The sequence below is a fragment of the Dietzia alimentaria 72 genome, assembly GCF_000226215.1.
Classification (GTDB): domain Bacteria; phylum Actinomycetota; class Actinomycetes; order Mycobacteriales; family Mycobacteriaceae; genus Dietzia; species Dietzia alimentaria.
In genome coordinates this window covers 43,721-67,238 of sequence record NZ_AGFF01000007.1, presented here as the reverse complement: position 1 = coordinate 67,238, position 23,518 = coordinate 43,721, and the positions used below count along the sequence as shown (strand labels likewise).

Sequence of the window (23,518 nt, the reverse complement as noted above, 5' to 3'; positions counted from 1 at the left end):
GCAGGTCCCGGCGAAAGCTGCGGCCCGAAGAAAGGACCCATCGCGTGCGTCATCCCATCCGTTCCGCTGTTGTCGTCGGCACCTCCGCGCTCCTGCTCGCCTCCGGCGCGGGCACTGCGGCCGCGCAGGGCTCTCTCGAGTCCGCCCTGCCGTTCCCGGTGGATATCCCGGGACTCTCGTCGCTCGCAGCGGAGGCAGGGCTCATCCCCGGCGGCCCGGCCGTCGGCCCCGCGGGTACGCGCGCCGAATTCTCCCCCTCCGATCTCGCACCCGCTGAGCTCAAGGCGATGGCGTTCGAAGGCGCCGTGGTGGCCGCCGTCAACGAGGCCCGCCTCGCTGTGGGCGCCGATCGACTGGTGACCGACCCGGCGATGGAAGCTTCCGCGCGCGAGCGGGCCGCGGCGTTGGCCGAGGGCGATCCCACGACGGGCGAACTCTCCGTGCCCGAGGACGCGACGACCGGCGCAGACGATGCCGAGGGAGCCGCCGCAGTCAAGACCAGCGATTTGACCGACCGCACCGTGCTCACATTGCCCAAGGGCGCGACTCCGCAGAACGCGCTCACCGCGCTGCTCAGTGACACCGGGATGCGTGAACGCATGCTCTCAGGAGAATTCACGAGGGTCGGCGTAGGCGTGGCCACAGCCGCCGACGGCACCGTGCACCTCGTGCAGGACTTCCTCCGCCGCTGATCCCGCCGCAGGCCCCGCTCGCGGACAGACGCCCAGCCCCAGCCCCGGCCCCGGCCCTTGCCCGCAGGCGCCCGTCGCGATGTACTCCCGCCACCGCCGCCGCGGGCGCGGGAGTACATCGCGACGGGCGTCTTTGTATCAGTCGCTCACGCTGAGTCGGCCCGAGCCGTTATCCGGCCACACAGCCGGCGAGCAACGCGTTCAACCCGGATTCGAATCGCGGCCGGAAGTCGACGGCCGGCGTCTCGGGGTCGGCAACGCGCAGATTGTGGTGCGTTTGCTCCTCCAGACTCAGGCCGATTACATAGCCCGTGAGTGCCGTGGTCAGTCCCGGGCCACGCTCCTCGAGTCCGTGCCGTGCGCAGGCGGCGTGCACAGCATTCGCCACCGGGTTCTCCGCGCCGGCGGCCAATCCGAGTGCCACGATCTCGGCGCCGTCGGGGACTCCCGTCACGGCGTCCCGCAGAGACACGCCGATCGCGCGGAGCTCGCCTGTCGCCGAACTCTCGGCGTCCACCGCTCCCACGCGGCCCAACACCTGCTCGGCCACGGCCGTGAGCAGCGCCTGCTTGGACGGGACGTGCCAGTACAGCGCGCTGGGCTGGACCCCCAGTCGGGTCGCGAGGGTGCGCATCGACATTCCGGGTAGACCGGATTCGCGGAGGAGTTCGAGCGCGGAAGCGACAACCGCCGTCTTGGTGAGGGCCACGAGAACTGATCCTACCGGCGGACCCTTTCTCCTGAACGCTGTACAAGTCAGAACCCCTCCGCTAACTTGAACAGCGTTCAATGAACGGCGTTCAGGAGGAACCCATGGCCACCACCCCGCAGACCCACGCAGCCCCTCGTTGGCACGACCTCGCCGACCGTGTCCTGGCCGGTGAGCAGGTTTCCGCCGCGGACGCCCTCGCGGTGCTCAACTCACCCGATGCCCAGCTGATGGAGGTCGTGGCGGCCGCGTCCCGCCTACGCTTCGAGCATTTCAGCAACAAGGTCAAGGTCAACTACCTGGTCAACCTCAAGAGCGGCCTGTGCCCGGAAGACTGCTTCTACTGCTCGCAGCGCCTCAACTCCACGGCCGGCATCCTGCGCTACACATGGCTGAACACCGACGAGGCGGTCACCGCGGCCAAGGCCGGCATCGCGGCCGGCGCCTCCCGCGTGTGCCTGGTCGCCAGTGGCACCGGTCCGAGCAACCGTGAAGTGGGCAAGGTCTCCGACATCATCGAGGCCATCAAGTCGGACACCCCGGGCGTCGAGGTGTGCGCCTGTCTGGGGGCTCTCAAGGACGGGCAGGCCGAGAAGCTCTGCGCCAGCGGTGCGGACGCCTACAACCACAACCTCAACACGGCCGAGAGCCACTACGAGGACATCTGCACCACACACACCTACGCCGACCGCGAGCACACCGTGTCCCAGGCCCACGGTGCCGGGCTATCGGCGTGCTCGGGTTTCATCGCGGGCATGGGTGAGTCGCGTGAGCAGCTGGTCGAGTTGGCCTTCGACCTGCGGGCCAAGGACGTCGACTCGATCCCGGTGAACTTCCTGCTGCCCTTCGACGGCACCCCGCTCGAGGGCGTGGACACGCTCAACCCCCGAGACTGCCTGCGGATCCTCTCGATGGTCCGCTTTGTCGCGCCGGACGTCGAGATCCGCGTGGCCGCCGGCCGCGAGCGCCATCTGGGCCACCTCCAGGGCATCGCGCTGTACGTCGCCAACTCCCTGTTTCTGGGCGACTACCTGACCTCCGAGGGCCAGCCGGGTGGCGAGGACCTGCAGATGATCGCCGACGCCGGACTCGAGATCCTGCAGATGGATCATCCTACCGCGGCTGCCGAGCAGAACTCCGCCGCCGACCCGGCCCCGCTCGCCGCCCCCGGCAAGGACGAGAAGGTCGCCATCCGTACGCGCGGAGCCGGGACCAGCGAACCCGCGAACGCCTGACATGTCCGCCTCGCTTCACGCCCCCGCGCAGGAGGAGCCGGGTCGCGACGCCGGTGACGCCGCCACCGCCGCCCTGCTCGCCGCCGATGCCGAGCACGTCTGGCACCCCTACGGCGGGTTTCCGGCGTCCACGCAGCCGCTGCCGGTGGCGTCCGCCGAAGGCGTTCGACTTCGCCTGGCCGACGGGCGCGAGCTCATCGACGGCATGAGCTCGTGGTGGTCCGCGATCCACGGCTACCGCCACCCGCACCTCGACGCGGCCGCGCATCGACAGGTCGACACGATGAGTCACGTCATGTTTGGCGGGCTCACCCACGGGCCCGCGGTGGAACTCTCGCAGCGGCTGGCCCGGATGGCGCCGGGCGATCTGAACAAGGTCTTCCTGGCGGATTCGGGATCGGTGTCGGTCGAGGTCGCGGCCAAGATGGCTCTCCAGTTCCAGCGCTCGCTGGGCCGGCCCGCCCGGACCCGGCTGGCCACCTGGCGCGGCGGTTATCACGGCGACACCCTCAGCCCGATGAGCGTGTGCGACCCCGAGGGCGGCATGCACTCGATGTGGCGCGGGGTGGTGGCCGAGCAGGTCTTCGCGCCCGTGCCGCCCGCCGGGTACGACCCCGCGTACGTGGCTGGGCTCGAACGCACGATCCGCGATCATGCAGACGAGCTGGCCGGGATCATCGTGGAGCCGGTGGTCCAGGGCGCGGGCGGTATGCGCTTCCACCACCCGGGGTATCTCCGCGACCTGCGGCGGCTCGCCGACGAGACCGGCGCGCTGCTGATCTTCGACGAGATCGCCACCGGTTTCGGCCGCACGGGCGAATTGTTTGCCGCCGACCACGCGGGCGTCGCCCCGGACATCCTCTGCGTGGGCAAGGCACTGACCGGCGGATACCTGACGCTGGCGGCCACTCTGACCACCGATCACGTGGCCGAGGTGATCAGTTCCGGCGAGGCGGGCGGCCTCGCACACGGGCCGACGTTCATGGGTAACCCGCTGGCCTGCGCCGTCGCGTGCGCCTCCCTCGACCTGGTCGAGGCCGGCGACTGGCGTGAGCAGGTGCCCCGGATCTCGGAGCGGCTGCGCGCCGGCCTGGCCCCGGCGCTCGACCTGCCGGGAGTGGTGGACGTGCGCGTGCTGGGAGCGATCGGCGTGATCCAGCTGGACCGGCCCGTAGAGATGACGACGACGACAACAGCCATCACCTCACACGGCGTGTGGCTACGCCCCTTCCGCGATCTCATCTACACGATGCCGCCTTACATCTGTAGCAATGCGGAGATCGACACCATCTGCGTTGCCGCCCAGGCCGGGGCTGCAGCCAATTCCCGCGCGCACACCACCGGAGCCCGAGCCGATGCCTGACCATCCGCCGACCACGCCGGGCCGCTCCTGCGAGGGGCAGATCCGCTCGACCTCGCTGGACTGGCTCGACGCCGCCGCCGCCGACCGGCACGCCCGCCACCTGCACCGCGTCCTCCGACCTCGCGGCCCGGGCGACGACGTGATCGACCTGGCCTCCAACGACTACCTGGGCCTGGGCACTCACCCCGAGGTGGTGCACGGCGCGATTGAGGCGACCCGCCGCTTTGGTGCCGGCGCCACCGGGTCACGCCTGGTCACCGGCACGACCGCCGACCACCAGGCGCTGGAATCCGAGCTCGCCGCCTTCACCGGCCATCCCTCGGCGCTGGTGTTCTCCTCCGGCTACACGGCCAATCTGGGCGCTGTGGTGGCGCTGTCCGGTCGCGGGTCGCTGATCGTCTCCGACGGCGGCTCCCATGCCTCATTGGTGGATGCGTGCAGGTTGTCGAGGGCTCGCGTTGTCGTCGTCGAACGGGGCGACACCATCGCCGTGGAACAGGCCCTCGCCGGGCGGTCCGAGGCACGGGCGCTGGTTGTCACCGACTCGGTCTACAGCGCTGACGGGGACCTCGCACCACTGGCCGCGATGCACGCCGCATGCGAGCAGCACGGCGCGGTCCTGCTGGCCGACGAGGCCCACGGGTTGGGAGTACGCGGCGTCGGCGGACACGGACTCGTGCACGAGCTGGGGCTGACGCGACACGAGAACGTGGTGGTCACGGCGACGCTGTCCAAGGCACTCGGGGCGCAGGGCGGGGTGGTGCTGGCCTCGCAGCGGGTGCGCGACCACCTCATCGATACCGCCCGCACCTTCGTCTTTGACACCGGCCTCGCGCCGGCGAGCGTGGGCGCGTCGCGGGCGGCACTGGCCGTACTCCGACGCGAACCCGATCGGGCCCGCCGCGTGCTGGAGGTGGCCGAGCGGTTGGCCTCGGTGACCGGGGCGCAGCGACCGTCGTCCGCGGTGGTGTCGGTGATCCTCGGCGACGCCGAACGCGCCTTCTCCGCCTCTCAGCGCTGCGCTGAACTGGGACTTCGCGTCGGGTGCTTCCGGCCGCCGTCGGTTCCCGCGGGCACAGCGCGGCTGCGACTCACCGCCCGTGCCGATCTCTCCGACGCTGAACTGGCAACCGCCTGCGAGGTTCTCACGCAGGTCCTCGGCGAGCACGGGCGCGGGCACCACGTTGCCGACTCCACACTCGCCGGGGCAGCAGCCGGGGCGCCCGCATGAGCGCGGAAGCCGGGTCCGGCGCGGCCGACGCCGCTCCCGTCATCGTCACGGGCACGGGCACAGATGTCGGAAAGACGATCGCGACCGCGGCGATGGCCGCGCTCGGGCGTTCCGCCGGCCTGGACGTCGGCATCTGCAAGCCGGTCCAGACGGGCCTCTGGCCCGGTGAGCCCGGCGATGTGCACGAGGCCGCGCGTCTAGCCGGCGTGGGGCGGGTGCTGGAGGTGCGGCGGCTGACCGATCCACTGGCACCTGAAACCGCTGCCCGCCTGGCCGGGGTGCCGCAGTCCACTGCTGGTGAATTGCTCGACCCGATCCGGTCCTGGCTCGGTGCGGTGGGTGCGCCGTCCCCCACCGGCCCGCACTCCGGCGGTCCCGCGCGACTCGACCTCATCGAGGCGGCTGGCGGGCTGCTCGTACGGCTGGGCACAGGTCTCACCGTGCTCGACCTGGCGGCTGCCCTCGACGCCCCGCTGGTTGTGGTGGCGCGGGCCGGTCTGGGCACCCTCTCGGATACTGAACTCACGGTCCGGGCCATCGAGTCGGCGGGACTGCGTTGCGCCGGAATCGTGATCGGGGCGTGGCCTCACGAACCTGGTCTTGCCGAGAACTGCAATCTCGAGGACCTGCCACGGCTGACCGGGGTGCCAGTGCTGGGGCGGGTGCCCTGCGGCGCCGGGGGACTTTCCCCCATCGAGTTCGCCCGACGGGCGCCGGGGTGGTTCCGTCCCGATGTGCTCGCCGACCTGCGTGCTGGTGATCTGGGGACCCCCGGCGTCACCATGTCGCCGCGGTGACGCCGGGAACGGGACCTCCTACTTCTCGATGTAGGCGCCGTCGAAGAGCATCGTGGACGACATCGTCGGCTCCACTCCCTTGACCGACTCGGCTATCGCGACGAACATCTCGGCGTTCGCGACCACGGTGAAGGGCATGACCCGGTTGTAGACTTCCTGCAGTTTGCCAAAAGCCTCCTTCTGGGCTTCGAGTTCATCCGCAGCCTTCAACTCAGTGATCGCCTCCGTCAATTCAGGGTCGTCGACACCGGTCAGGTTCGTCGCGCCGCCCGGTGTCATCCCGCTGGCGAATGCGGCGACGGGGTCCGCGTCCGAGGTGGCCAGACCGCCCATCACGATCTCGTAGTCTCCCGTGAACTGTCGCGCGGTGACCTGAGAGATGGGGGCGTTCTGGATCGTGACGTCGAACCCTGCGGAATCGAGCATCGCCTTGATGACGACGCCTGACTCGACGACCTCCGGGCTGTCCCCGATGAGCAGGGTCAACGACCCGTCCCATCCGGTCTCCGCCTTGAGTTCGTCCACCATCGTGCGGGCCTTATCGAGGTCGAACTCCAGCCCCTCCTGCCCGTCGTAGAAACGCGAGGACTCGGCCAGCAGCGAGGACGTGGCCTGGCCCTTCCCACCGGTCACCCGCTGGTTGTAGAGATCTCGGTCGAGCGCGTACGCGACCGCCTGGCGGGCCCGCTCATCGGTCAGGATGCCGTCATAACCACCATTGCCCGAGTTCATGTTCACCACCGAGCCGGAGCTACTGACCTCCTCGAACCCCGCCACGTCGGCATCCTTGGCCATCGAGACGAACTTGGCGTTGCGTAGGAAGGCTGCTTGGAGTTCGCCGGTCTGGAAGGCATCGAAGGTGCCCTGGGACCCCGGGATGTTGATGAAACGCAGCGACGGGCACACCGGGCCGCCGTAATAGTCGGGGTTGGGCTTGAGGACGACTTCCTGGTTCGGGGTGTAGCTGTCCATGACGAAGGCGCCTGCTCCGATCGGGTTACGGGCCCACTCCTCCGGGCTGGCGGCCTCGTACGCCTTCTGCGGGATGACCTCGCCGGCGGCCCCGGCGAGCAGGATCGGGAAGCCCGACCACGGCTCGTCAAGCGTGAATTCCACCGTCTGCGGGTCGACTACCTTGGTGTCTTTGACCTGCATCGCGTCGGTCATGACCACCGAGCGCGTCGCCGGGTTCTTGTGCAGCCCGATGGTGAACGCGACGTCGTCAGCGGTGAGCGGATCGCCGTTGGAGAAACGGACGTCGTCACGAAGCTTCAGGGTCCACTTGGTGTTGTCCTCGGCCGATTCCAGGGACTCGGCGAGTTTGGGCGCGAATTCCTGGGCTTGCGGGTCCCATCGCATGAGCCGGTCGAATACGGCGGCGGACTCGGCCGCGCCCCGCACACCGTAGTTCCCCTGTCCGGGAGCGAAGCTCGGGAGCATCACGAATTCTCCCATCGTGATGGTGCCGCCCGCCTTTTCCTCGGTGCACCGGCCGGCCTCGGCCGGAGCCTGCGCGTCTTCCCGGTCCGAGGCGGTGGTGGCGGTGTCGCCTCCGCCACCGCAGGCGGTCAGGGTCAGCGCCAGCGCTGCGAGTGTGGTGACTGCGAGTTTCATGTGTGCTCCTTGCACGAGGGGTGAGGAACCGGGTGGCCGCGCCACGTCCGGGGAACGCAGGGGTCAGATATGCAAATTCTTACGGCTGATCACTCGGGTTTGGAGAAATTCGTGAAGCCCTTCCATTCCGCCTTCGCGACCGAACCCGCTCGACTTGGTACCGCCGAACGGGAGCTCGACTTCGAGTGCGTTGTGCTGGTTGATCCAGATCTGGCCGGCATCGATCCGCGAGGCGACGTCTTCGGCCGCAGCGGCACTGCCCCAGACAGAAGCCCCGAGCCCGAACTCTTGGTTGTCCAGCGTGGCCAGGACATCCTCGACATCGTCGTAGGCCACAACGGGGAACACCGGACCGAATTGCTCCTGCGAGACGATCTCCGCGGTGTCGTCCACGTCGCGCACGAGCGTCGGTTCAAGGAAGTAGCCGGGCAGGTCCGTACCGCGTCCGCCGCCCTTGACCACCACTGCTCCGCCCTGAACAGCCCTGTCGAGCAGACTCCAGACGTAGTCGAGCTGGGCACGGTTGTGCAGCGGGCCCACCTTCGCCTCGGGGTCGAGTCCCCGGCCCACCGGCAGTTCGTCCATCACGGCCGCGAATGCGCGGCAGAAGTGGTCCACCTTGTCGGCCGGCACATATGCGCGCTTCGGGGCGATACACATCTGACCCGTGTTGAAGAACGCGCTGTGCGCCAGCGACTGGGCGGCGAAGTCCACATCGGCGTCGTCGAGGATGATCGCGGGGTCATTGCCTCCGAGCTCGAGCGTCACCGGTGTGAGGGTGTCTGCGGCCTGGCTCATGATCTGGCGGCCCACCTGTGTGGAACCGGTGAACGAGACCTTGCGGACGTGACGGTGCGCGATGAGTGCTCGTCCCACCTCCGGGCCGCCGTGCACGATATTCAGCACCTGTGGGGGCAGGATGTCCCGTAGGACGGACACGACCTTGTCCACTGCCAGGGAGACGGTCTCGGCGGGCTTGACCACCACTGTGTTGCCAGCGGCGAGCGCTGGCGCGATCTTGGCTGCCATGAGGAAGACAGGGAAGTTCCAGGGCACGATAGCGGCCACGACGCCGAGCGGGCGGTACTCGATGCTGGCCTGCCTATCGGAGGATTCGGGCGCCTCGATGGTGGACTTCCAGTCGAGCTGGGCAAAGTGGGCGAAGCAGTGCGCGGCGATCCACACCTCACCACCGGCCACCTCGAGTGTCTTGCCCTGTTCCCGGCTGAGGAGTTCGGCGAGCTCGGGGAGCTGTGCCAGCAGCTGCTCGGAGCAGGTCGCCAACAGACTCTGGCGGTGGGCGCGGTCGTTGCGCCAGGTCGCAAAAGCGTCGTGGGCACCGTCGATCCGGTCATCGATCTCCACGGGCGTACTGACGGGGGTGCGGCCGATCTCGTCCAGTGTGGCCGGATCGAATGAGATGAGATGGGTGTCGGGGGTCATGCGGCGTTTCCGTTCTCGGGGAGGTGAGGAGATGGGCGGCGGTGCGATACAGCGCGGCGGTGCGTGTCAGCGTCCCGTCCAGTGCGGAACCCGCTTCTCGAAGAAGGCGGCGATGCCTTCCTGCAGGTCTTCGGAAGCCACGATTGTTTCGACTGCTCGTTCGGTCACCTGCCAGCCGTGGTCGTCGGCGGCGGTGGTTATCGCTCGCAGTGCTCGTAGGGTCGTGCGGACAGCTGACGGAGAAGACAGGCAGATGTCCTCGGCCAGGGCGAGAGCGCGTTCCAATGCCTGACCGCTGTCGGTGACCTCGTTGACGAGGCCGAGTTCGTAGCCGCGCGCTGCGCTCAGAGCTCGTCCGGATATAAGCAACTCGCGGGCGATGTTCGGAGGTAGCGAGCGGGCGGCCCGGAACAGTGCGCCGGAGGTGGCCACGAGACCGCGTCGGGTCTCGGGGAGCCCGAACGTCGCTGTGGGCGAGGCGACGATCGCGTCGCAGGCCAGCGCTATCTCCAGACCACCGCCGAGCGCGACGCCCTCGACCGCGGCGATGACGGGCGTGTCCCGCTCGCGGCGGATGATCCCGTACTCGCCGCCGCGCTCGGTGCGTAGATCTGCGCGCTCGGCGATGTCGGTCCCCGCGCTGAAAACGGTCGGGGTGCCGGTGAGGATGCCGACCCACAGATCCGGGTCGTCTTCCAGCCGGTTGAGCGCCGAGTCGATTCCGTCGGCCGTCTCGCGGTTGATCGCGTTGCGTTTCGCCTCGCGCGCGATGCGGATGATCAGGACGTGACCATGCCGTTCCTCCGTGACGCTCATAGGGCGGTCTCCGCGGAGGCGATCGACCGGGCCCATCTGTAGTCGGCTTTTCCTGCCGGGGAGCGCACGACGTGGGGGACGAGGGTGATTGAGCGGGGGACCTTGTAGCCGGCGATCGAGGTGCGACAGTGCTGGACCAGTTCGTCGGTGTCGATGCGGGCGAAATCGTCCCGCAGCTGGACCACAGCGCTGACCTGCTCGCCGTACCGCTCGTGCGGAATGCCGGTGACCACGGCGTCCATTACCGCCGGGTGCGCCTTGAGTGCGGATTCGACCTCCTCTGGAAAGACCTTCTCGCCGCCCGTGTTGATGCATCCGGAGCCGCGGCCGAGAAGGACGATGGCGCCGTCCGCCTCGATCCGCCCCAAGTCGCCGAGGACCGCCATCCGGACACCGTCCACGACCGGGAAGGTCGCCGCGGTCTTGGCCTCGTCGTTGAAGTAGCCGAGCGGGACGTGACCGCGGCGTGCGATATAGCCGAGCTCGTCGGACCCGGGTTCGATGGGGCGCAACTCGTCGTCGACCAGCGTCATCGCCGGATTGCCCCGGACTCGGGTGACCCCGTCGGCGTCCGTCTCGAGGGTGCCGTCGACGCCCGACTCGGACGCGCCGAATCCGTCACGCAGGTAGAGGTGCGGCAATAAACTCAGGAGTTGTTCCTTCGAGCTCGTCGACCACAGCGCTCCCCCGGAGCTGACCATGAACAGTGAGCTGAGATCGAACGACGCCCCGCGCTGTTCGATCGCATCGGTCAGCGGCCGCGCCATCGCATCGCCCACGACGATGGCGCACGAGACTTTCTCGTCTTGGATGAGCTGCAGGGCGTCGTCGGGGTCGAACCCCCGCATGAGGACCTGCGTGATCCCGGAGAAGAAGCCGCTGAACAACGAGTACACAGCCGCCCCGTGCATGAGGGGCGCAGGCAGGAGAAAGGTCATGGGATTCGGATTCGCCGCTGCGGCGGCAGCCAGCTCCGACGCGTCGGTGATCGGCGGACCGCTATGGTTCCCACCCGCCAGGGCTGCCATGTAGAAGTCCTCCTGACGCCACACGACTCCCTTGGGCATCCCCGTGGTGCCACCCGTATAAATGATGAACCGATCATCGCCGCTGCGGGGCGGGAAGTGCCGGGTCGTCGGCTGGCCGGCGATCATGCCCTCCAGGTCGAGCCGGGCCTGCGGCGCCTGGATCTCGCCGCTGACCTGACCGAGTGTCACCACGGTCGTGATGCCGGGGCAGGACGGAAGTGCCGTCTGGATGACCGGCATGAACTCACTGTCCGCGATCAGACAGGACAGCGCAGCGTCCGTATACAGGTAGACGAGTTCGGATTCGGTGTATCGGTAGTTGATGTTCACCGGGACGGCGCGGATCTTCAGGCAGGCCAGCATCGCTTCCACGAACTGGACGCTGTTGCGCATGTGGATGCCGACGTGGTCGCCCGCCCTGACTCCCGCAGCAGCGAGACCGTGAGCGAGTTGATTGGAGCGTTGTTCGAGTTGCGTGTAAGTGCGGCGCTCATCGCCGCACACCACGCAGCAGCGGTCTGGAAGCGCGTCGACGACCGAATCAAACAGGTCCGCAAGGTTGAGGGGCATGAAACGAAGTCCTTAGTTTGAGGGGATCGCGCGGCTACGTGGCCCACGTGGTGACGGTCTTGACGTCAGCCCGCGGCGTGCGGAATCCGTTGGCCGGGTGGTCGGTATCCGCGAAGCCGAAGGAGATCGCGCAGACGACCTTGCGATCATCCGGGAGGTTGAAGAAGGAGCGCAGGAACGGCGCGCAACCGGCGAGGGCAGCTTGGGGCACGGTCGCCACACCGAGGCTGTGCGCAGCGAGGAGGAAGGTATTCACGTAGACACCGCAGTCGACCGCCCCGTATAAGCCGAGGGACTGGTCAGTGGTGACGACGGCGACATGGGGCGCGCCAAACAGATCGAAGTTCTTCATCGTCTGCTCCATCGACGCGCGGCGGTCACCGTCGGCGATACCCAGACTCGAATACAGCTGCATCGCACAGTCCTTGCGGCGAGCGCGGTACTCCCCCACGTACTCCACCGGGAAGGCGAAGTCGGGTTCCTGCGGCGACGAGCGGACGTGGTCGGTCAGACCGGCGCGGAACCGCTCGGTCCCGTCGCCCTCGGTAATGGCCACCTGCCACGGTTGGGTATTGCACCAGGACGGGGCCTGCTGCGCCAGGTCGAGAATGCGGGTGATGGTCTCCCGGGGGACGGACTCGGGCAGGAAGGCGCGGCAACTGCTGCGGCCTGTGATCAGTGACGCGAGATCGGTGGGGTTCTGCTCGAGGGGCGGGTGGGTCATGTGGCGTTCCTCAGGTAGGCCGGGCAGTGCGGGTCGAATTGGAACCGGCGCGTTCAGTCACTGATGCCGATCGGGGTCTCGCCCACAATCGAGATCCGCTCCATGACCCGCCGGGCGGGGAAGTAGTCGCTCGAGGCGTAGTGCTGGCATGCGCGGTTGTCCCAGAATGCGATGGTGTTGGGCTTCCACCGCAGCCGGACCTGCAACTCCGGACGCATCACATGGCGGTACAGTAGGCGAAGTAGTTCGTTCGACTCGTCCTCACTCACCCCGAGGATCCGTTGGGTGAAGGCGACGTTGACAAACAGGACCCGTCGTCCCGTTTCCGGGATCACCCGGACCACCGGATGGGTCACGGGCGGGAAGTTCGGTCGCAGGGTGTCGATTGCCTCCTGCGGCATCCCGGAGCCGAACGACACGATCCAGTCGTGCTCGGCCTCGAGATGGTCGATGCGCTTCTTGATGTCCTCGGGAAGCAGGTCGTAGGCCGCCCCCATGTCAGCCCACAGGGTGTCACCGCCGACCGGCGGGATCTCGACCGCGCGCAGGACGGCGGCAGACGACGGCTCTTCGTGCCACGTCATGTCGTTGTGCCAGATGTTCTCCGCCGCTGCGCTCGTGGCGTCCTTCGCGAGGGTCGCTACGTCAACGTCGGTCTGACCTGGCTGGGTGTACTTGTAGAACGGGTGCTGTTCCAGATCTCCCCACTGCTGGGCGAACGCGCGGTGCTCGTCCCGGCTGATGTCCTGGTCGCGGAAGAACAGGACCTTCCACTCCAGCAGCGCGCGCCGGAGTTCAGACAGGACGTCGTCGGAGAGGCCGCCTCCGAGACGGATCCCGGAGATCTCCGCGCCGATGGTGGGAGTAGCGGGCTCGAGATCGAACAACTCGTAGGGGCGGTCCTCGGTGGAGTCGGCCAGGCGTGGGGCGACGATCGGGCCGAAGCACGCGAGTGGGTCGGTGGGTGTGGTGATGGCTGTGGTGGGTAAGGCGTAGGTCATGGGGTCACTCCTGACAATTGGTATTCGACGGGGGCTGGGACGGGGCCGCGACGGGCGCTTCGAACGAGGCAACGCAGGTGGTGATCAAATCGGTGACGATCGCATCGCATTCGCTCGGCGTTCGTCCGAGCCCTTCGTGAGCGGCGAGCGCCATCATGTTGAGCATCACGATGTTTTGGATCCTCCACTGCCCGATCTCGGGCGGTAGAGAGCCGTGATCGCTGAGGAGTTCCACGACGGCGGTGTAGCTAGCCGCCTGAAAATGTCTCTGCAAAAGGCCGGCGAGGGCGGGATCGAACAACGCCTGGACCAGGAACCGGGCGTATCGGCTATTCGGTCGATACATGGTCTCGGCAGCCAGCGGCTGGACGAGAGTTTCCACGAGCTGTCGAACGGTTGCGGGATGCCTGGAGTCCTGCAACTTCTCGAGCATGACCTGACGGCGCGCGTTGACCCGGGACATGCGTGCATCAATGACCGCGTCGAGCAGTCCCTCGCGGGAACCGAAGTGATATTTCGCTGCGGACTTGTTGGACTGGTTCGCTGCGAGTTGGACGTCCTTGAGCGTGAGTGCAGGCAGACCTCGCTCGGCGACAATCTGCTCAGCCGCGTCGATCATCGCCTGGCGCGAAGTGTTCTGAATCACACTAGTCAATGTAAGGTCATGACCTTAATCTGTCAATGGCTCCCCCGAAACGCCACGAAAAGCTGATGGCAGGGCGCCCGATCAGGGCGTCCTGCCATGCACGGAGAACATCGACGACCAGTCACTGACCCAGGGTCACCACGAGCTTTCCCCGGGCATGCCTGGTCTGGGTCTTGTCGAGCGCACTCAGTGCGTCAGCGAACGGGTAGGTCTTCTCGATGACGAGCCGGAGGTCGCCGGCCACGATGTCGTCCATCAACGCCACTAGTTCCTCGCGCACGTTAACCTGGTAGTCGAGACCCGTGACCCGGATGCCGGGCGGTGCGGCCTGATCCCCCGAGACCGTCACCACGGTCCCGCCGGACCTCACCGTCAACGCCGCGTCCTCGGTGGTCTGCGGTTGCACTGCCAGGGCGCCTTCCACGCCGTCGGGTCGCCACTGGCGCACCTTCTCGGGCCAGGTCGGATCGCGGTAGTCGACCGCCAGTTCCGCGCCCAGAGAGCGCAGGTAATCGTGATTCGGCGGTGACGCCGATGCTGCCACCCGCCAACCGCGGGCGCACGCCAATTGCAGTGCGAATGTCCCGATCGCCCCGGACCCGCCGGCGATGAAGATCGACCCCCCGGAAGCAATGGGAGGTAGCGAGTGCAGGGCGCGCGAGGTCGTGTTGCCGGCCACCGGCACCGCCGCCGCCTCCTCGAAACTCAGGCCTTCGGGAATCGGCACTATGAGCGAGTCCGAGGCGACGGCCGCGTACTCCGCCCAGACCCCGCCCTTGGCCTGCCTCATGCTCACGAACGCGATCCGGTCACCCGGTACGTACCCGAGAACATCGCGCCCTATCTGCTCGACGATCCCCGCAGCCTCGATGCCGATCGGGTACGGGAATCTCATCTCGGCGGGGAGGAAGTACGAATCGTGAATCCCCACCCCGGTCGCTGCGACCTTCACCAGCAGCTCATCCGGCGCGATCTGCGGCACGGGCACCCGGCCGGCCGCGATGGTGCCACTGTGCGGGTCATTGAGCACGAATGCCGTCATGTACTGCATGGATTACTCACTCCTCATCGGGGGGCGAGTCAGAAATGCGCTCGCACACGTTGACTGCGCAGGCAAACGGCTCCACGAGCGGGAGCAGCTCGACTCGGTACGACGTATCTGTATCGACCGATTCCCGCGTCCCCTCGAGCATCCCGGCATGCAGTGCACACACGGCCTGCTGGTTGACGCCGAGGAAGTCGGCGAATGCACAGTTGCGCAACGTGAATCTCGTGCAGTGGCCGTCGTCCGCGCCGGGCGCCTCGGCGGGGTCGAAGCCCGTCTGATCGAGATGCCGGGCGATCTCTTCGCGCACGAACGTGGTGGCGGTGTCGGTTCCTGTGCCTGAGCCTGTGCCTGTGCCTGCGGAGTGCTTCCTGCCCCAGCGGCGGCCCGCCTCCCACGCGTCCACGCCGGCGCCGGTAGCAGCGGCGTCGATGAGTATCCGACCCAATAGCACCGGGTCGCGGTGTCCGGGCCAGCTGCTGACCGGTGTGGCCGAATAGACGGCGGTGGGCCGTCCGCGACCGCCACTTCGCACCTCGGAACGCTCGACCGCCCCGGCGACTTCGAGCAGGTCCAGGTGAAAACGGACGGTGTTGGGATGCACGGCGAGCCGTTGAGCCAACTCGTTAACTCTGGCCGGATCCGCCGACGCGCGCACGGCATCGAGGACCCGCAGCCGTGTTCGCCCTTCCACGCCGAGGAGCTTAGCCGGGACGCGCACCCGGCGCGCTGCTCAGGACTCGGCCGAGGGCGGTTGCGATGCCACCAGCGGCGCGTCTGCCGGCACGGGGCCCACCTTTGCCGCGCCACCGGGCGAGCCCAGCGCACTGTCGCGGCCCGGCAGGGGCTCTTCGAAGAACGCGGCGTTGTCGGTCAAGTAGTCGCTCCACTCGTCCGGGAGATCATCTTCATAGAAGATCGCCTCCACCGGACACACCGGTTCGCAGGCACCGCAGTCCACGCACTCATCTGGATGAATGTAAAGGGCGCGGCCGCCCTCGTAGATGCAGTCGACGGGGCACTCTTCCACACAGCTGCGGTCCATCACATCGACGCAGGGTTGCGCGATTACGTAGGTCATTTTATCTCCTCGGGATCGATAATCCTGATATTATGTCCAAAAGACCTTGGAGTAAATGGTTGCCTTGTACCCCCTCCAAGATCCGTCACAACCAGACCCGGGAGGGTGGACATGAAGGTGATCGTGGACCCCGACCGCTGCGAGGGCCAGGCGGTGTGTGTGGGACTGGCGCCCGCGGTGTTCGAACTGAACGACGACGACGAGATCGTGCGCATCGTGGTGGACGAAGTCCCGGCCGAGCACGAGAAGCGAGTCCGCAAAGCCGTGGAGAAATGCCCGATGGCGGCCCTCAGAATCGAGGAGCGACCGCTGGAACGTCGGGCCCCTCAGCCCGGGCCCGCACGGCGGGCCGCGATCTGGACGGGGTGCGCGGCGCGGTCTTCTGCGCCCCGCGACATCTGCCTCGTCAACCAGAACCCTGCGCCGAGCAGCAATACAGCCCCATAGAGCGTGCCCTGAGCAGGCACTTCGCCGAAGATCAGATATCCCAACGTCGTGGCCACCACAGGGGAGACGATGATGTCGACCAACGAGTAGACGTTCGCGTTGAGAAACCTTAGCACTATGGAGATGCCGAAGTAGGCGAATCCGGTGGAGAGCACACCCAGACTCACCACCCAGAGCATCACCGGCAGGTCGATACCCAGCGCGGGATAGACGATCGTGGCCGACACCTCGCCGGGCCCGGCGAGCAGCACCGAGGGCGAGAGAACCAGCGCCGCGAACAAGAGTGACCAGGCGATGTCGTTGTCCGCCTCGGTCTTGCCCTCATAGCGCATGTAGGTGATCATCGCCGCATAGATCGCACCGGTCGCCAGCGCCACAAAGTTGCCCAGGGTGTGACCGCCGCTGAGCGGATTAGCCACCACGATGCCGAGCAGTGCAACGACGAAAATCGCGATGTAGCGCCTACGGACCCTCTCGCCGAGGAAGACCGCGGAAAAGATGAACACGAAGAACGGGGCGATACTCCAGAAGATGACGGCGTTGGCGATAGGCACCAACGTCATGGCGTAGTTGAACACGCCGCCCTGGGCCGCGATGAGCACGCCGATAATGGCCGTGTCCTTCACGTTGCCGCGCGGAAACCTGGGCCATTCGCGGTCTACCAGCGACCTCGCGACGAACAGGAAGAGCGCTGCGAACGCCATCGCGTAGAAGGTCAGCGTCTGGACGGGGATCAATCCGTCGGTGAGCTTCACAAACACACCGATAGTCGCTTCGGAGACGGTGATCAGGATCAGAAGCAGAACCGCCTTCATGATGTCCTCCCCGTCGCGCAACTCTCGATGTTGATCGCCGACAATTCGTCGACAGGTTCCCCGACCACCGTGTAACACTCTCACTTGCCGTGCTGCTCGCGGTTCAGCAGGCCCGCATCGACGGGCGTAATCTCGCTCCCGGACAACCACCGATCTGACGGGAGCCTCGCATCTGATGAGCGTCACCACTTCTGCGCGAGGCGTCGCCCCGGTCGCCAAGGAGATGTCGTTCCTCGACCGCTACCTGGCCGTCTGGATCCTCGCCGCCATGGCCGTCGGCCTGCTGCTGGGGCGGTTTGTGCCGGGCCTGGACCGCGCTCTGGATTCGGTGAAGATCGGCGGCATCTCGGTCCCCATCGCCGTCGGTCTGCTGGTCATGATGTACCCGGTGCTGGCCAAGGTCCGCTACGACGAGACCCGCCGCGTGACCGGCGACAGACGACTCCTCACCCTGTCACTGGTCCTCAACTGGATCCTCGGACCGGCGTTCATGTTCACCCTGGCGTGGCTCTTTCTTCCAGACCTGCCGGAGTTCCGCACGGGCCTGATCATCGTGGGACTCGCGCGCTGCATCGCCATGGTGTTCATCTGGAACGACCTGGCGTGCGGCGATCGCGAAGCCGCGGCCGTGCTGGTGGCGCTCAACTCGGTCTTCCAGGTGGTTGCGTTCGGCGCGCTGGGCTGGTTCTACCTGCAGGTGCTGCCGTCGTGGCTGGGACTGGAGACGACCTCCGTCGAATTCTCCGTCTGGGCGATCGTGGTATCCGTGCTGGTATTCCTGGGGATCCCGCTGCTGGCCGGCTTTCTCACCCGCGTCCTCGGCGAACGCGCCAAGGGGCGCCAGTGGTATGAGGAGACGTTCCTGCCGCGCATCGGACCGTGGGCGCTATACGGCCTGCTGTTCACCATCGTCCTGCTGTTCGCCATGCAGGGCGAGGCCATCACCACGCGCCCGCTGGACGTGGCACGAATGGCGGTGCCGCTCCTGCTGTACTTCGTGCTGATGTTCTTCTTCAGTCTGCTAGTCGCGCGCGCGGTGGGCCTGAACTATGCCAAGTCCACCAGCGTTGCCTTCACCGCCTCCGGCAACAACTTCGAGCTGGCCATCGCGGTATCTATCGGCACGTTCGGCATCGCCTCGGGCCAGGCTCTGGCCGGCGTCGTGGGTCCGCTGATCGAGGTCCCGGTGCTCGTGGGACTGGTCTACGTGGCCCTGTGGCTCGGTCCGCGCCTGTTCCCGGGCGACCCGTCTCTTCCCGCCGGGCGAACTTCGCAGGGTCCCACGATTTGACGGATCGCCCCAATTTGTGGTTACACCGGTCTACGGTTGTCGGCAGGAGCCTCTGACACCTACCTTTTGGAGTTCACGATGGCACTCGTCCCCGGCAATACCCTGATCACCGCAACGCCCGAAGAGGGGCGCGAGCTGGCAATCATGTTGGCCCGAAAAACCGTCGGGGCCATTCAGCCCGACGCTGACGTACGCCAGAAACTCAGACCCGACTACGCCACGGACGCCGACTCGCTCACCATGGCGACCCACGTGGTGGCTATCGAGTTCGCCACGGTGGCCGCCGCCAACAACTACTGGCGCGACTGAGCCGACGGCGCACAGAGCATCGCGCAACGCCCACATGGAAGCCGATCCTCATGACGGTCAAGCAGAAGCCCCGCGCCACAATAGTGAGCTCGTCGATAGTCCTGCACGCCGTGATGGCGGTGGGCGGCCTGATCATGGTGCTTTATCTCCTGGCGCACATGTACGGCAACCTCAAGATCTTCTCCGGTCAGGCGGCCTTCGACGGCTACGCCAGTCATCTCCGGGAACTCGGAGAGCCACTCCTACCGCACACCGGGGCCTTGTGGCTCGTACGCGTTGTGCTGCTGGTCAGCGTGCTCAGCCACATCAGCGCTGCCTTCGTCCTGTGGCACCGTGCCCGGGTGGCAACGGGCGGGCGCGGAGGGTGGCGATATCAGAGCCGCGGGACCCGTCGGGGCGTCCAGCGCACCTACGCCTCCTTCACCATGCGGTGGGGCGGAGTCGTCATCGCGGTCTTCATCGTCTATCACCTCCTGCACCTCACGGCGAACGTCATCGCGCCCGGTGGCCAGTCCAGCAGCCCGTATGAACGGATGGTCAACGGCTTCTCGATGTGGTGGGTCGTGTTGTCGTACGTCGTCGCTCTGGTCGCCCTGGGGTTCCACCTGCGGCACGGGCTGTGGAGTGCGTTCGCGTCGTTGGGCGCTAACACGGGTCAGGTCCGCAGACAACGGCTCAACCAACTGGCGTATGCCGTGACGTTCGTGATCATCGGTGGGTTCCTCATCCCACCACTGGCGATACTGATGGGTGCGGTGAACTGATGAGCGACCTGTACACGGTCGGCGAGCCACTCGTCGACACCACACAGCCCTCCGGCCCGATCGAAGAGCGCTGGGATCGACGCCGGTTCGAGGCGAAACTCATCAGCCCGGCGAATCGCCGGAAAGTGTCGGTGATCATCATCGGGACCGGTCTGGCGGGCGGCTCGGCGGCGGCAACCCTCGGCGAGGCCGGATACAACGTCAAGAGCTTCTGCTACCAGGACAGTCCCCGTCGGGCGCACAGCATCGCCGCGCAGGGCGGGATCAACGCCGCCAAAAACTACCGGAACGACGGCGACAGCGTCCGCCGGTTGTTCTACGACACCGTCAAGGGCGGCGACTATCGCTGCCGCGAGTCCAACACGTACCGGCTCGCCCAGGTCAGCACCGCGATCATCGATCAGGCAGTGGCCCAGGGCGTGCCGTTCGCACGCGAATACGGCGGCTTGCTGGACACCCGATCGTTTGGCGGAGTGCAGGTCTCGCGCACCTTCTACGCCCGTGGCCAAACAGGGCAGCAGTTGCTGCTCGGGGCGTATCAGGCGCTCGAGCGGCAGGTCGCCGCGGGAACCGTAGAGATGCACACCCGGCATGAAATGCTCGACCTCGTCGTCATCGACGACAAGGCCCGCGGCGTCATCGTCAGAGACCTGGTCACCGGAGAGATCGAGACGCACCTGGCCGATGCGGTGGTGCTCGCCTCGGGCGGCTACGGAAACGCCTATTACCTGTCCACCAACGCGATGGGTTCCAATGTGACGGCCACCTGGCGGGCACACCGCAAGGGCGCGTTGTTCGCGAACCCGTGTTTCACCCAGATCCACCCGACCTGCATCCCGGTCAGCGGTGACCACCAGTCAAAACTCACGCTGATGAGCGAATCGCTCCGCAACGACGGCCGGATCTGGGTGCCGGCGGAGGCGGGGGACGACCGCGACCCGCGCGAGATCCCGGAGGACGAGCGGGACTACTACCTGGAGCGCCAGTATCCGTCGTTCGGCAACCTCGTCCCCCGCGACGTCGCGTCCAGGGCGGCCAAGAACCAGTGCGACGACGGGCACGGCGTGGGTCCGGGCGGGCTGGGCGTGTACCTCGACTTTGCCGATGCGATCGAACGTATGGGACGCAAGGCCGTCGAGGACAAGTACGGCAACCTCTTTGACATGTACCGCAAGATCACCGACGAGGACCCCTACAAGGTCCCCATGCGGATCTACCCGGCCATCCATTACACGATGGGCGGACTGTGGGTGGATTACGACCTGCAGAGTTCGATCCCCGGATTGTTCGTCATCGGCGAGGCCAACTTCTCTGACCACGGTGCCAACCGGCTCGGCGCCAGCGCCCTGATGCAGGGCCTGGCCGACGGCTACTTTGTCCTCCCCAACACCATCACCGACTACCTGGCGTCACACCCGCTGCCGGACGATGTCGACGAATCGCACCCTGAGGTCGCCGCAGCGGCGGCCGCGGTGCATGACCGTGTCCAGCGACTGCTGGCGATCGACGGCGACCAGTCGGTCGACTCCTTCCACCGTGAGCTGGGCGGCATCCTGTGGGAGTACTGCGGGATGGAGCGTGACGAGAAGGGTCTGCGTCACGCGATCGAGCTGATCCGCGACCTGAGGCGACGATTCTGGAGCGACGTGAAGGTCCCCGGGGTCGGCGAGGGACTCAACCAGTCGCTGGAACGCGCCGGCCGGGTCGCGGACTTCCTCGAGCTCGGCGAACTGATGTGCATCGACGCGTTGCACCGCGGTGAGTCCTGCGGTGCTCACTTCCGCGCCGAGAGCGCCACCTCCGACGGGGAAGCCCTACGGCACGACGACGAGTACGCGTATGTCGCCGCCTGGGAGTTCACCGGCGACGACGCGGCGCCGGCCCTCCGTAAGGAAGCCCTGGAGTTCGAGAACATCGAGATGCAGCAGAGGAGCTATCAATGAACCTCACCCTGCGCGTCTGGCGGCAGAGCGACCAGCGCGAAGAAGGACGGATGCAGTCGTATGGAGTCAACGACGTCTCCCCCGACATGTCGTTCCTGGAGATGCTCGATGTCCTCAACGAACACCTGACGCTCGAGGGCGAGGATCCCGTCGCGTTCGACAGTGATTGTCGCGAGGGCATCTGCGGGTCCTGCAGTCTCACTATCAACGGCACCGCCCATGGGCCCGAATCCCTCACCACGGCCTGCCAGCTGTACATGCGTCACTTTGCCGACGGTGCCGTCATCGACATCGAACCGTGGCGGTCGGCGTCTTTTCCGGTACTCAAGGACCTCATCGTCGACCGTGGCGCCCTGGACCGGATCATCCAGGCCGGCGGGTACATCACCGCGCCCACCGGGTCGGCGCCGGACGCCAACGCGACCACGGTGGACAAGGAGAGCGCGGACCGCGCCTTCGACGCGGCAGCGTGCATCAGCTGCGGCGCGTGCGTCGCCGCGTGCCCGAACGGCTCGGCCGCGCTCTTCACCGGCGCCAAGGCCACCCATCTCGGCTCGCTACCGCAGGGGCAGCCCGAGCGTGGCACGCGCGCACACTCGATGACCGCGCAGCACGACGCCGAGGGATTCGGCGGGTGCACGCAGATCGGGGAATGCACGGCCGTGTGCCCTGCCGGTATCCCGCTCGACATGATCTCGCAGCTCAACCACGACGTTCTCTTCCGGCGACCGCGGAAGTAAGGCACCTGTGCCGTGACGGCGGCGCCTAGCTGTGTTTGGCCACCGTCAACAACACCACCGAGTCCTCAATGGCCTCGAGGCCGTGTCGACTATCGGGGATCCGGAGCAGGTCTCCCGGCGAGCCGTTCCACGCATCGCCCTCGACGGTGAGTGACACCCTGCCCTGGATGACGTACACCGTGGCTTCACCCGGATTCTCGTGGTCACTCAGCGTGGTGCCACCCACCAGGGCGATCAACGTCTGGCGCATCACGTGTTCGTGACCCCCGAACACCGTGTCCGCGCTGCGCCCGCTCCGCGCCTGGCGGGCGAGGTCCAACTGCTGCCGTGCCAGCGCCGTCAAGGATGTCTTCTTCATGGCTACCTCTTCCGTTCGCCCCCGACTGTGCCAAGCACGGCCACACCCCGCCGGCGAACCACTATTTCTTTCGCGACGATGCGCCTCCGCAGCCATGGACTGCGGCCTACGACCTCTCTAGGCTCGAGACATGACAATCGACGCATCCGCCAAGCTGGCCGACCTCGTGATCGAAGACGGTCGACGTGCCCGGATCCTGGAGGGTCTCGGCCTCGACTATTGCTGCGACGGCCAGCGGTCGCTCACCGAATCGGCGACCACAGCCGGCCTCGACCTTGATGACGTCTGCAGGTCACTGGACCTGCCACAGGACACCATCCGCGAAACCGCCAGCTCGCAGGAACGCGCTGATCTCGCGCACGACATCGTCGACACCCACCACGCGTACATGTGGGACCAGATGCCGAGGCTGCGCGCGCTGGTGGAGAAGGTGCACCGGGTCCACGGTGACCACCACCCCGAACTGGCTCGGGTCAACGAGCTGTTCGTCGAGGCGGTCACTGCGCTCGACCCACACATGACCACGGAGGAACGGCAGGTGTTCCCTGCGATCAGCAGGTTGGAGAAGACCGGTTCGGTGGGCCGCTCCGGCGCGCTCGGCCCCCAGATCGAGTCGTTGGTCCGCGAACACACCGTGGTGGGCGACCTGTTCAGAGAGATCAACTCGGTGACCGGCGGCTACGCGATGCCCGCCGACGGATGCGGCTCGTACCGAGCGATGTTGGACGGGCTCCGGGAGATGGAACTCGATCTCCACGAGCACATCCACAAGGAGAACAACATTCTCTTCCCGAGCGCTCTGCAGCTCGAGCGCGCCGCCGCCGTCGACTGACGGCTCCGGGCACGGGACGTGCTC

The 23,518-nt window shown here is 66.9% G+C and carries 24 protein-coding genes and 1 pseudogene; 12 read left to right on the top strand and 13 right to left on the bottom strand.

All coding sequences use genetic code 11. The features are described from left to right. The first annotated feature begins 44 nt into the window (after nt 1-44). Nucleotides 45-692 carry a CAP domain-containing protein gene (locus ON04_RS02765; RefSeq protein ID WP_010540051.1) on the top strand — a complete coding sequence of 216 codons (648 nt, stop codon included), beginning with the start codon at nt 45-47 and terminating at the stop codon, nt 690-692. Nucleotides 693-861: 169 nt separating this feature from the next. Here ON04_RS02765 and ON04_RS02760 read toward each other — a convergent pair whose 3' ends face one another. Next, complete coding sequence (locus tag ON04_RS02760; RefSeq protein WP_010540050.1) at nt 862-1,401, bottom strand: TetR family transcriptional regulator; 540 nt, start codon at nt 1,399-1,401, stop codon at nt 862-864. A gap of 104 nt (nt 1,402-1,505) precedes the next feature. On the opposite strand from ON04_RS02760, the gene bioB reads away from it, so the two are divergent. Genes bioB through bioD form a run of 4 tightly spaced genes read left to right on the top strand, consistent with a single transcriptional unit; the run spans nt 1,506 to nt 6,027 of the window. Continuing rightward, entirely contained in the window at nt 1,506-2,636 is a 1,131-nt protein-coding gene (gene bioB / locus ON04_RS02755) for a biotin synthase BioB (RefSeq protein WP_010540049.1), read from the top strand. A 1-nt stretch (nt 2,637) separates the two neighbouring features. Next, the gene (locus tag ON04_RS02750; RefSeq protein WP_010540048.1) at nt 2,638-3,999 is read left to right on the top strand and encodes an adenosylmethionine--8-amino-7-oxononanoate transaminase; all 1,362 of its coding nucleotides are present in this window, start codon (nt 2,638-2,640) and stop codon (nt 3,997-3,999) included. Next, nucleotides 3,992-5,230, top strand: a complete 1,239-nt coding sequence (locus tag ON04_RS02745; RefSeq protein ID WP_010540047.1) for an 8-amino-7-oxononanoate synthase — start codon at nt 3,992-3,994, stop codon at nt 5,228-5,230. Before ON04_RS02750 ends, ON04_RS02745 begins: the two co-directional genes overlap by 8 nt. Continuing rightward, on the top strand, nt 5,227-6,027 hold the full coding sequence (gene bioD / locus ON04_RS02740) for an ATP-dependent dethiobiotin synthetase BioD (RefSeq protein ID WP_010540046.1): 801 nt from the start codon (nt 5,227-5,229) through the stop codon (nt 6,025-6,027). The genes ON04_RS02745 and bioD overlap by 4 nt, the downstream gene beginning before the upstream one ends. 18 nt (nt 6,028-6,045) lie before the next feature. On the opposite strand, the gene ON04_RS02735 is transcribed toward bioD, so the two are convergent. The 10 genes from ON04_RS02735 to fdxA all read right to left on the bottom strand — a co-directional run bounded on the left by ON04_RS02735 (nt 6,046) and on the right by fdxA (nt 15,995). Beyond that, complete coding sequence (locus tag ON04_RS02735; RefSeq protein WP_010540045.1) at nt 6,046-7,641, bottom strand: ABC transporter substrate-binding protein; 1,596 nt, start codon at nt 7,639-7,641, stop codon at nt 6,046-6,048. A 63-nt stretch (nt 7,642-7,704) separates the two neighbouring features. Further along, nucleotides 7,705-9,084, bottom strand: coding sequence for an aldehyde dehydrogenase family protein (locus ON04_RS02730; RefSeq protein ID WP_010540044.1), 1,380 nt, complete (start codon nt 9,082-9,084; stop codon nt 7,705-7,707). 66 nt (nt 9,085-9,150) lie between these two features. Further along, a complete protein-coding gene (locus tag ON04_RS02725; protein WP_029457564.1) occupies nt 9,151-9,900 on the bottom strand; it encodes an enoyl-CoA hydratase-related protein in 750 nt (249 codons plus the stop codon). Beyond that, a complete protein-coding gene (locus tag ON04_RS02720; protein WP_010540042.1) occupies nt 9,897-11,498 on the bottom strand; it encodes an acyl-CoA synthetase in 1,602 nt (533 codons plus the stop codon). Before ON04_RS02720 ends, ON04_RS02725 begins: the two co-directional genes overlap by 4 nt. A gap of 34 nt (nt 11,499-11,532) precedes the next feature. Then, entirely contained in the window at nt 11,533-12,222 is a 690-nt protein-coding gene (locus ON04_RS02715) for a nitroreductase (protein WP_010540041.1), read from the bottom strand. A 53-nt stretch (nt 12,223-12,275) separates the two neighbouring features. After that, on the bottom strand, nt 12,276-13,223 hold the full coding sequence (locus tag ON04_RS02710) for a TauD/TfdA dioxygenase family protein (RefSeq protein WP_010540040.1): 948 nt from the start codon (nt 13,221-13,223) through the stop codon (nt 12,276-12,278). Nucleotides 13,224-13,227: 4 nt separating this feature from the next. Further along, nucleotides 13,228-13,869 carry a TetR/AcrR family transcriptional regulator gene (locus tag ON04_RS02705; protein WP_010540039.1) on the bottom strand — a complete coding sequence of 214 codons (642 nt, stop codon included), beginning with the start codon at nt 13,867-13,869 and terminating at the stop codon, nt 13,228-13,230. Between the two features lie 121 nt (nt 13,870-13,990). Continuing rightward, nucleotides 13,991-14,920: an NADP-dependent oxidoreductase gene (locus ON04_RS02700; RefSeq protein ID WP_010540038.1), complete on the bottom strand. Its 930-nt coding sequence runs from the start codon at nt 14,918-14,920 to the stop codon at nt 13,991-13,993. A 7-nt stretch (nt 14,921-14,927) separates the two neighbouring features. After that, nucleotides 14,928-15,608: a helix-turn-helix transcriptional regulator gene (locus ON04_RS02695; RefSeq protein WP_158217810.1), complete on the bottom strand. Its 681-nt coding sequence runs from the start codon at nt 15,606-15,608 to the stop codon at nt 14,928-14,930. A gap of 39 nt (nt 15,609-15,647) precedes the next feature. Further along, the gene (gene fdxA, locus ON04_RS02690) at nt 15,648-15,995 is read right to left on the bottom strand and encodes a ferredoxin (protein WP_010540036.1); all 348 of its coding nucleotides are present in this window, start codon (nt 15,993-15,995) and stop codon (nt 15,648-15,650) included. A 111-nt stretch (nt 15,996-16,106) separates the two neighbouring features. Here fdxA and ON04_RS16965 point away from each other — a divergent pair. Beyond that, nucleotides 16,107-16,298 (top strand): annotated as a pseudogene (locus tag ON04_RS16965) (ferredoxin); the annotation flags it as partial. Nucleotides 16,299-16,321: 23 nt separating this feature from the next. Here the strand turns inward: ON04_RS16965 and ON04_RS02685 are convergent. Then, nucleotides 16,322-17,257, bottom strand: a complete 936-nt coding sequence (locus ON04_RS02685; RefSeq protein WP_010540035.1) for a DMT family transporter — start codon at nt 17,255-17,257, stop codon at nt 16,322-16,324. 175 nt (nt 17,258-17,432) lie between these two features. Here ON04_RS02685 and arsB point away from each other — a divergent pair, with 175 nt between their 5' ends. The 5 genes from arsB to ON04_RS02660 all read left to right on the top strand — a co-directional run bounded on the left by arsB (nt 17,433) and on the right by ON04_RS02660 (nt 22,304). After that, a complete protein-coding gene (gene arsB / locus ON04_RS02680) occupies nt 17,433-18,548 on the top strand; it encodes an ACR3 family arsenite efflux transporter (RefSeq protein WP_010540034.1) in 1,116 nt (371 codons plus the stop codon). 78 nt (nt 18,549-18,626) lie between these two features. Next, nucleotides 18,627-18,857 carry a hexameric tyrosine-coordinated heme protein gene (locus ON04_RS02675; RefSeq protein ID WP_033443994.1) on the top strand — a complete coding sequence of 77 codons (231 nt, stop codon included), beginning with the start codon at nt 18,627-18,629 and terminating at the stop codon, nt 18,855-18,857. Nucleotides 18,858-18,907: 50 nt separating this feature from the next. Then, a complete protein-coding gene (locus ON04_RS02670; protein WP_010540032.1) occupies nt 18,908-19,621 on the top strand; it encodes a succinate dehydrogenase cytochrome b subunit in 714 nt (237 codons plus the stop codon). Beyond that, entirely contained in the window at nt 19,621-21,564 is a 1,944-nt protein-coding gene (locus tag ON04_RS02665; protein WP_010540031.1) for a fumarate reductase/succinate dehydrogenase flavoprotein subunit, read from the top strand. The genes ON04_RS02670 and ON04_RS02665 overlap by 1 nt, the downstream gene beginning before the upstream one ends. Further along, nucleotides 21,561-22,304 carry a succinate dehydrogenase/fumarate reductase iron-sulfur subunit gene (locus ON04_RS02660; RefSeq protein ID WP_010540030.1) on the top strand — a complete coding sequence of 248 codons (744 nt, stop codon included), beginning with the start codon at nt 21,561-21,563 and terminating at the stop codon, nt 22,302-22,304. The genes ON04_RS02665 and ON04_RS02660 overlap by 4 nt, the downstream gene beginning before the upstream one ends. Nucleotides 22,305-22,329: 25 nt before the next feature. Here ON04_RS02660 and ON04_RS02655 read toward each other — a convergent pair whose 3' ends face one another. After that, on the bottom strand, nt 22,330-22,662 hold the full coding sequence (locus ON04_RS02655) for a cupin domain-containing protein (protein WP_010540029.1): 333 nt from the start codon (nt 22,660-22,662) through the stop codon (nt 22,330-22,332). A 130-nt stretch (nt 22,663-22,792) separates the two neighbouring features. Here ON04_RS02655 and ric point away from each other — a divergent pair, with 130 nt between their 5' ends. Further along, on the top strand, nt 22,793-23,494 hold the full coding sequence (ric, locus tag ON04_RS02650) for an iron-sulfur cluster repair di-iron protein (protein ID WP_010540028.1): 702 nt from the start codon (nt 22,793-22,795) through the stop codon (nt 23,492-23,494). The last annotated feature ends 24 nt before the right edge of the window (nt 23,495-23,518 follow it).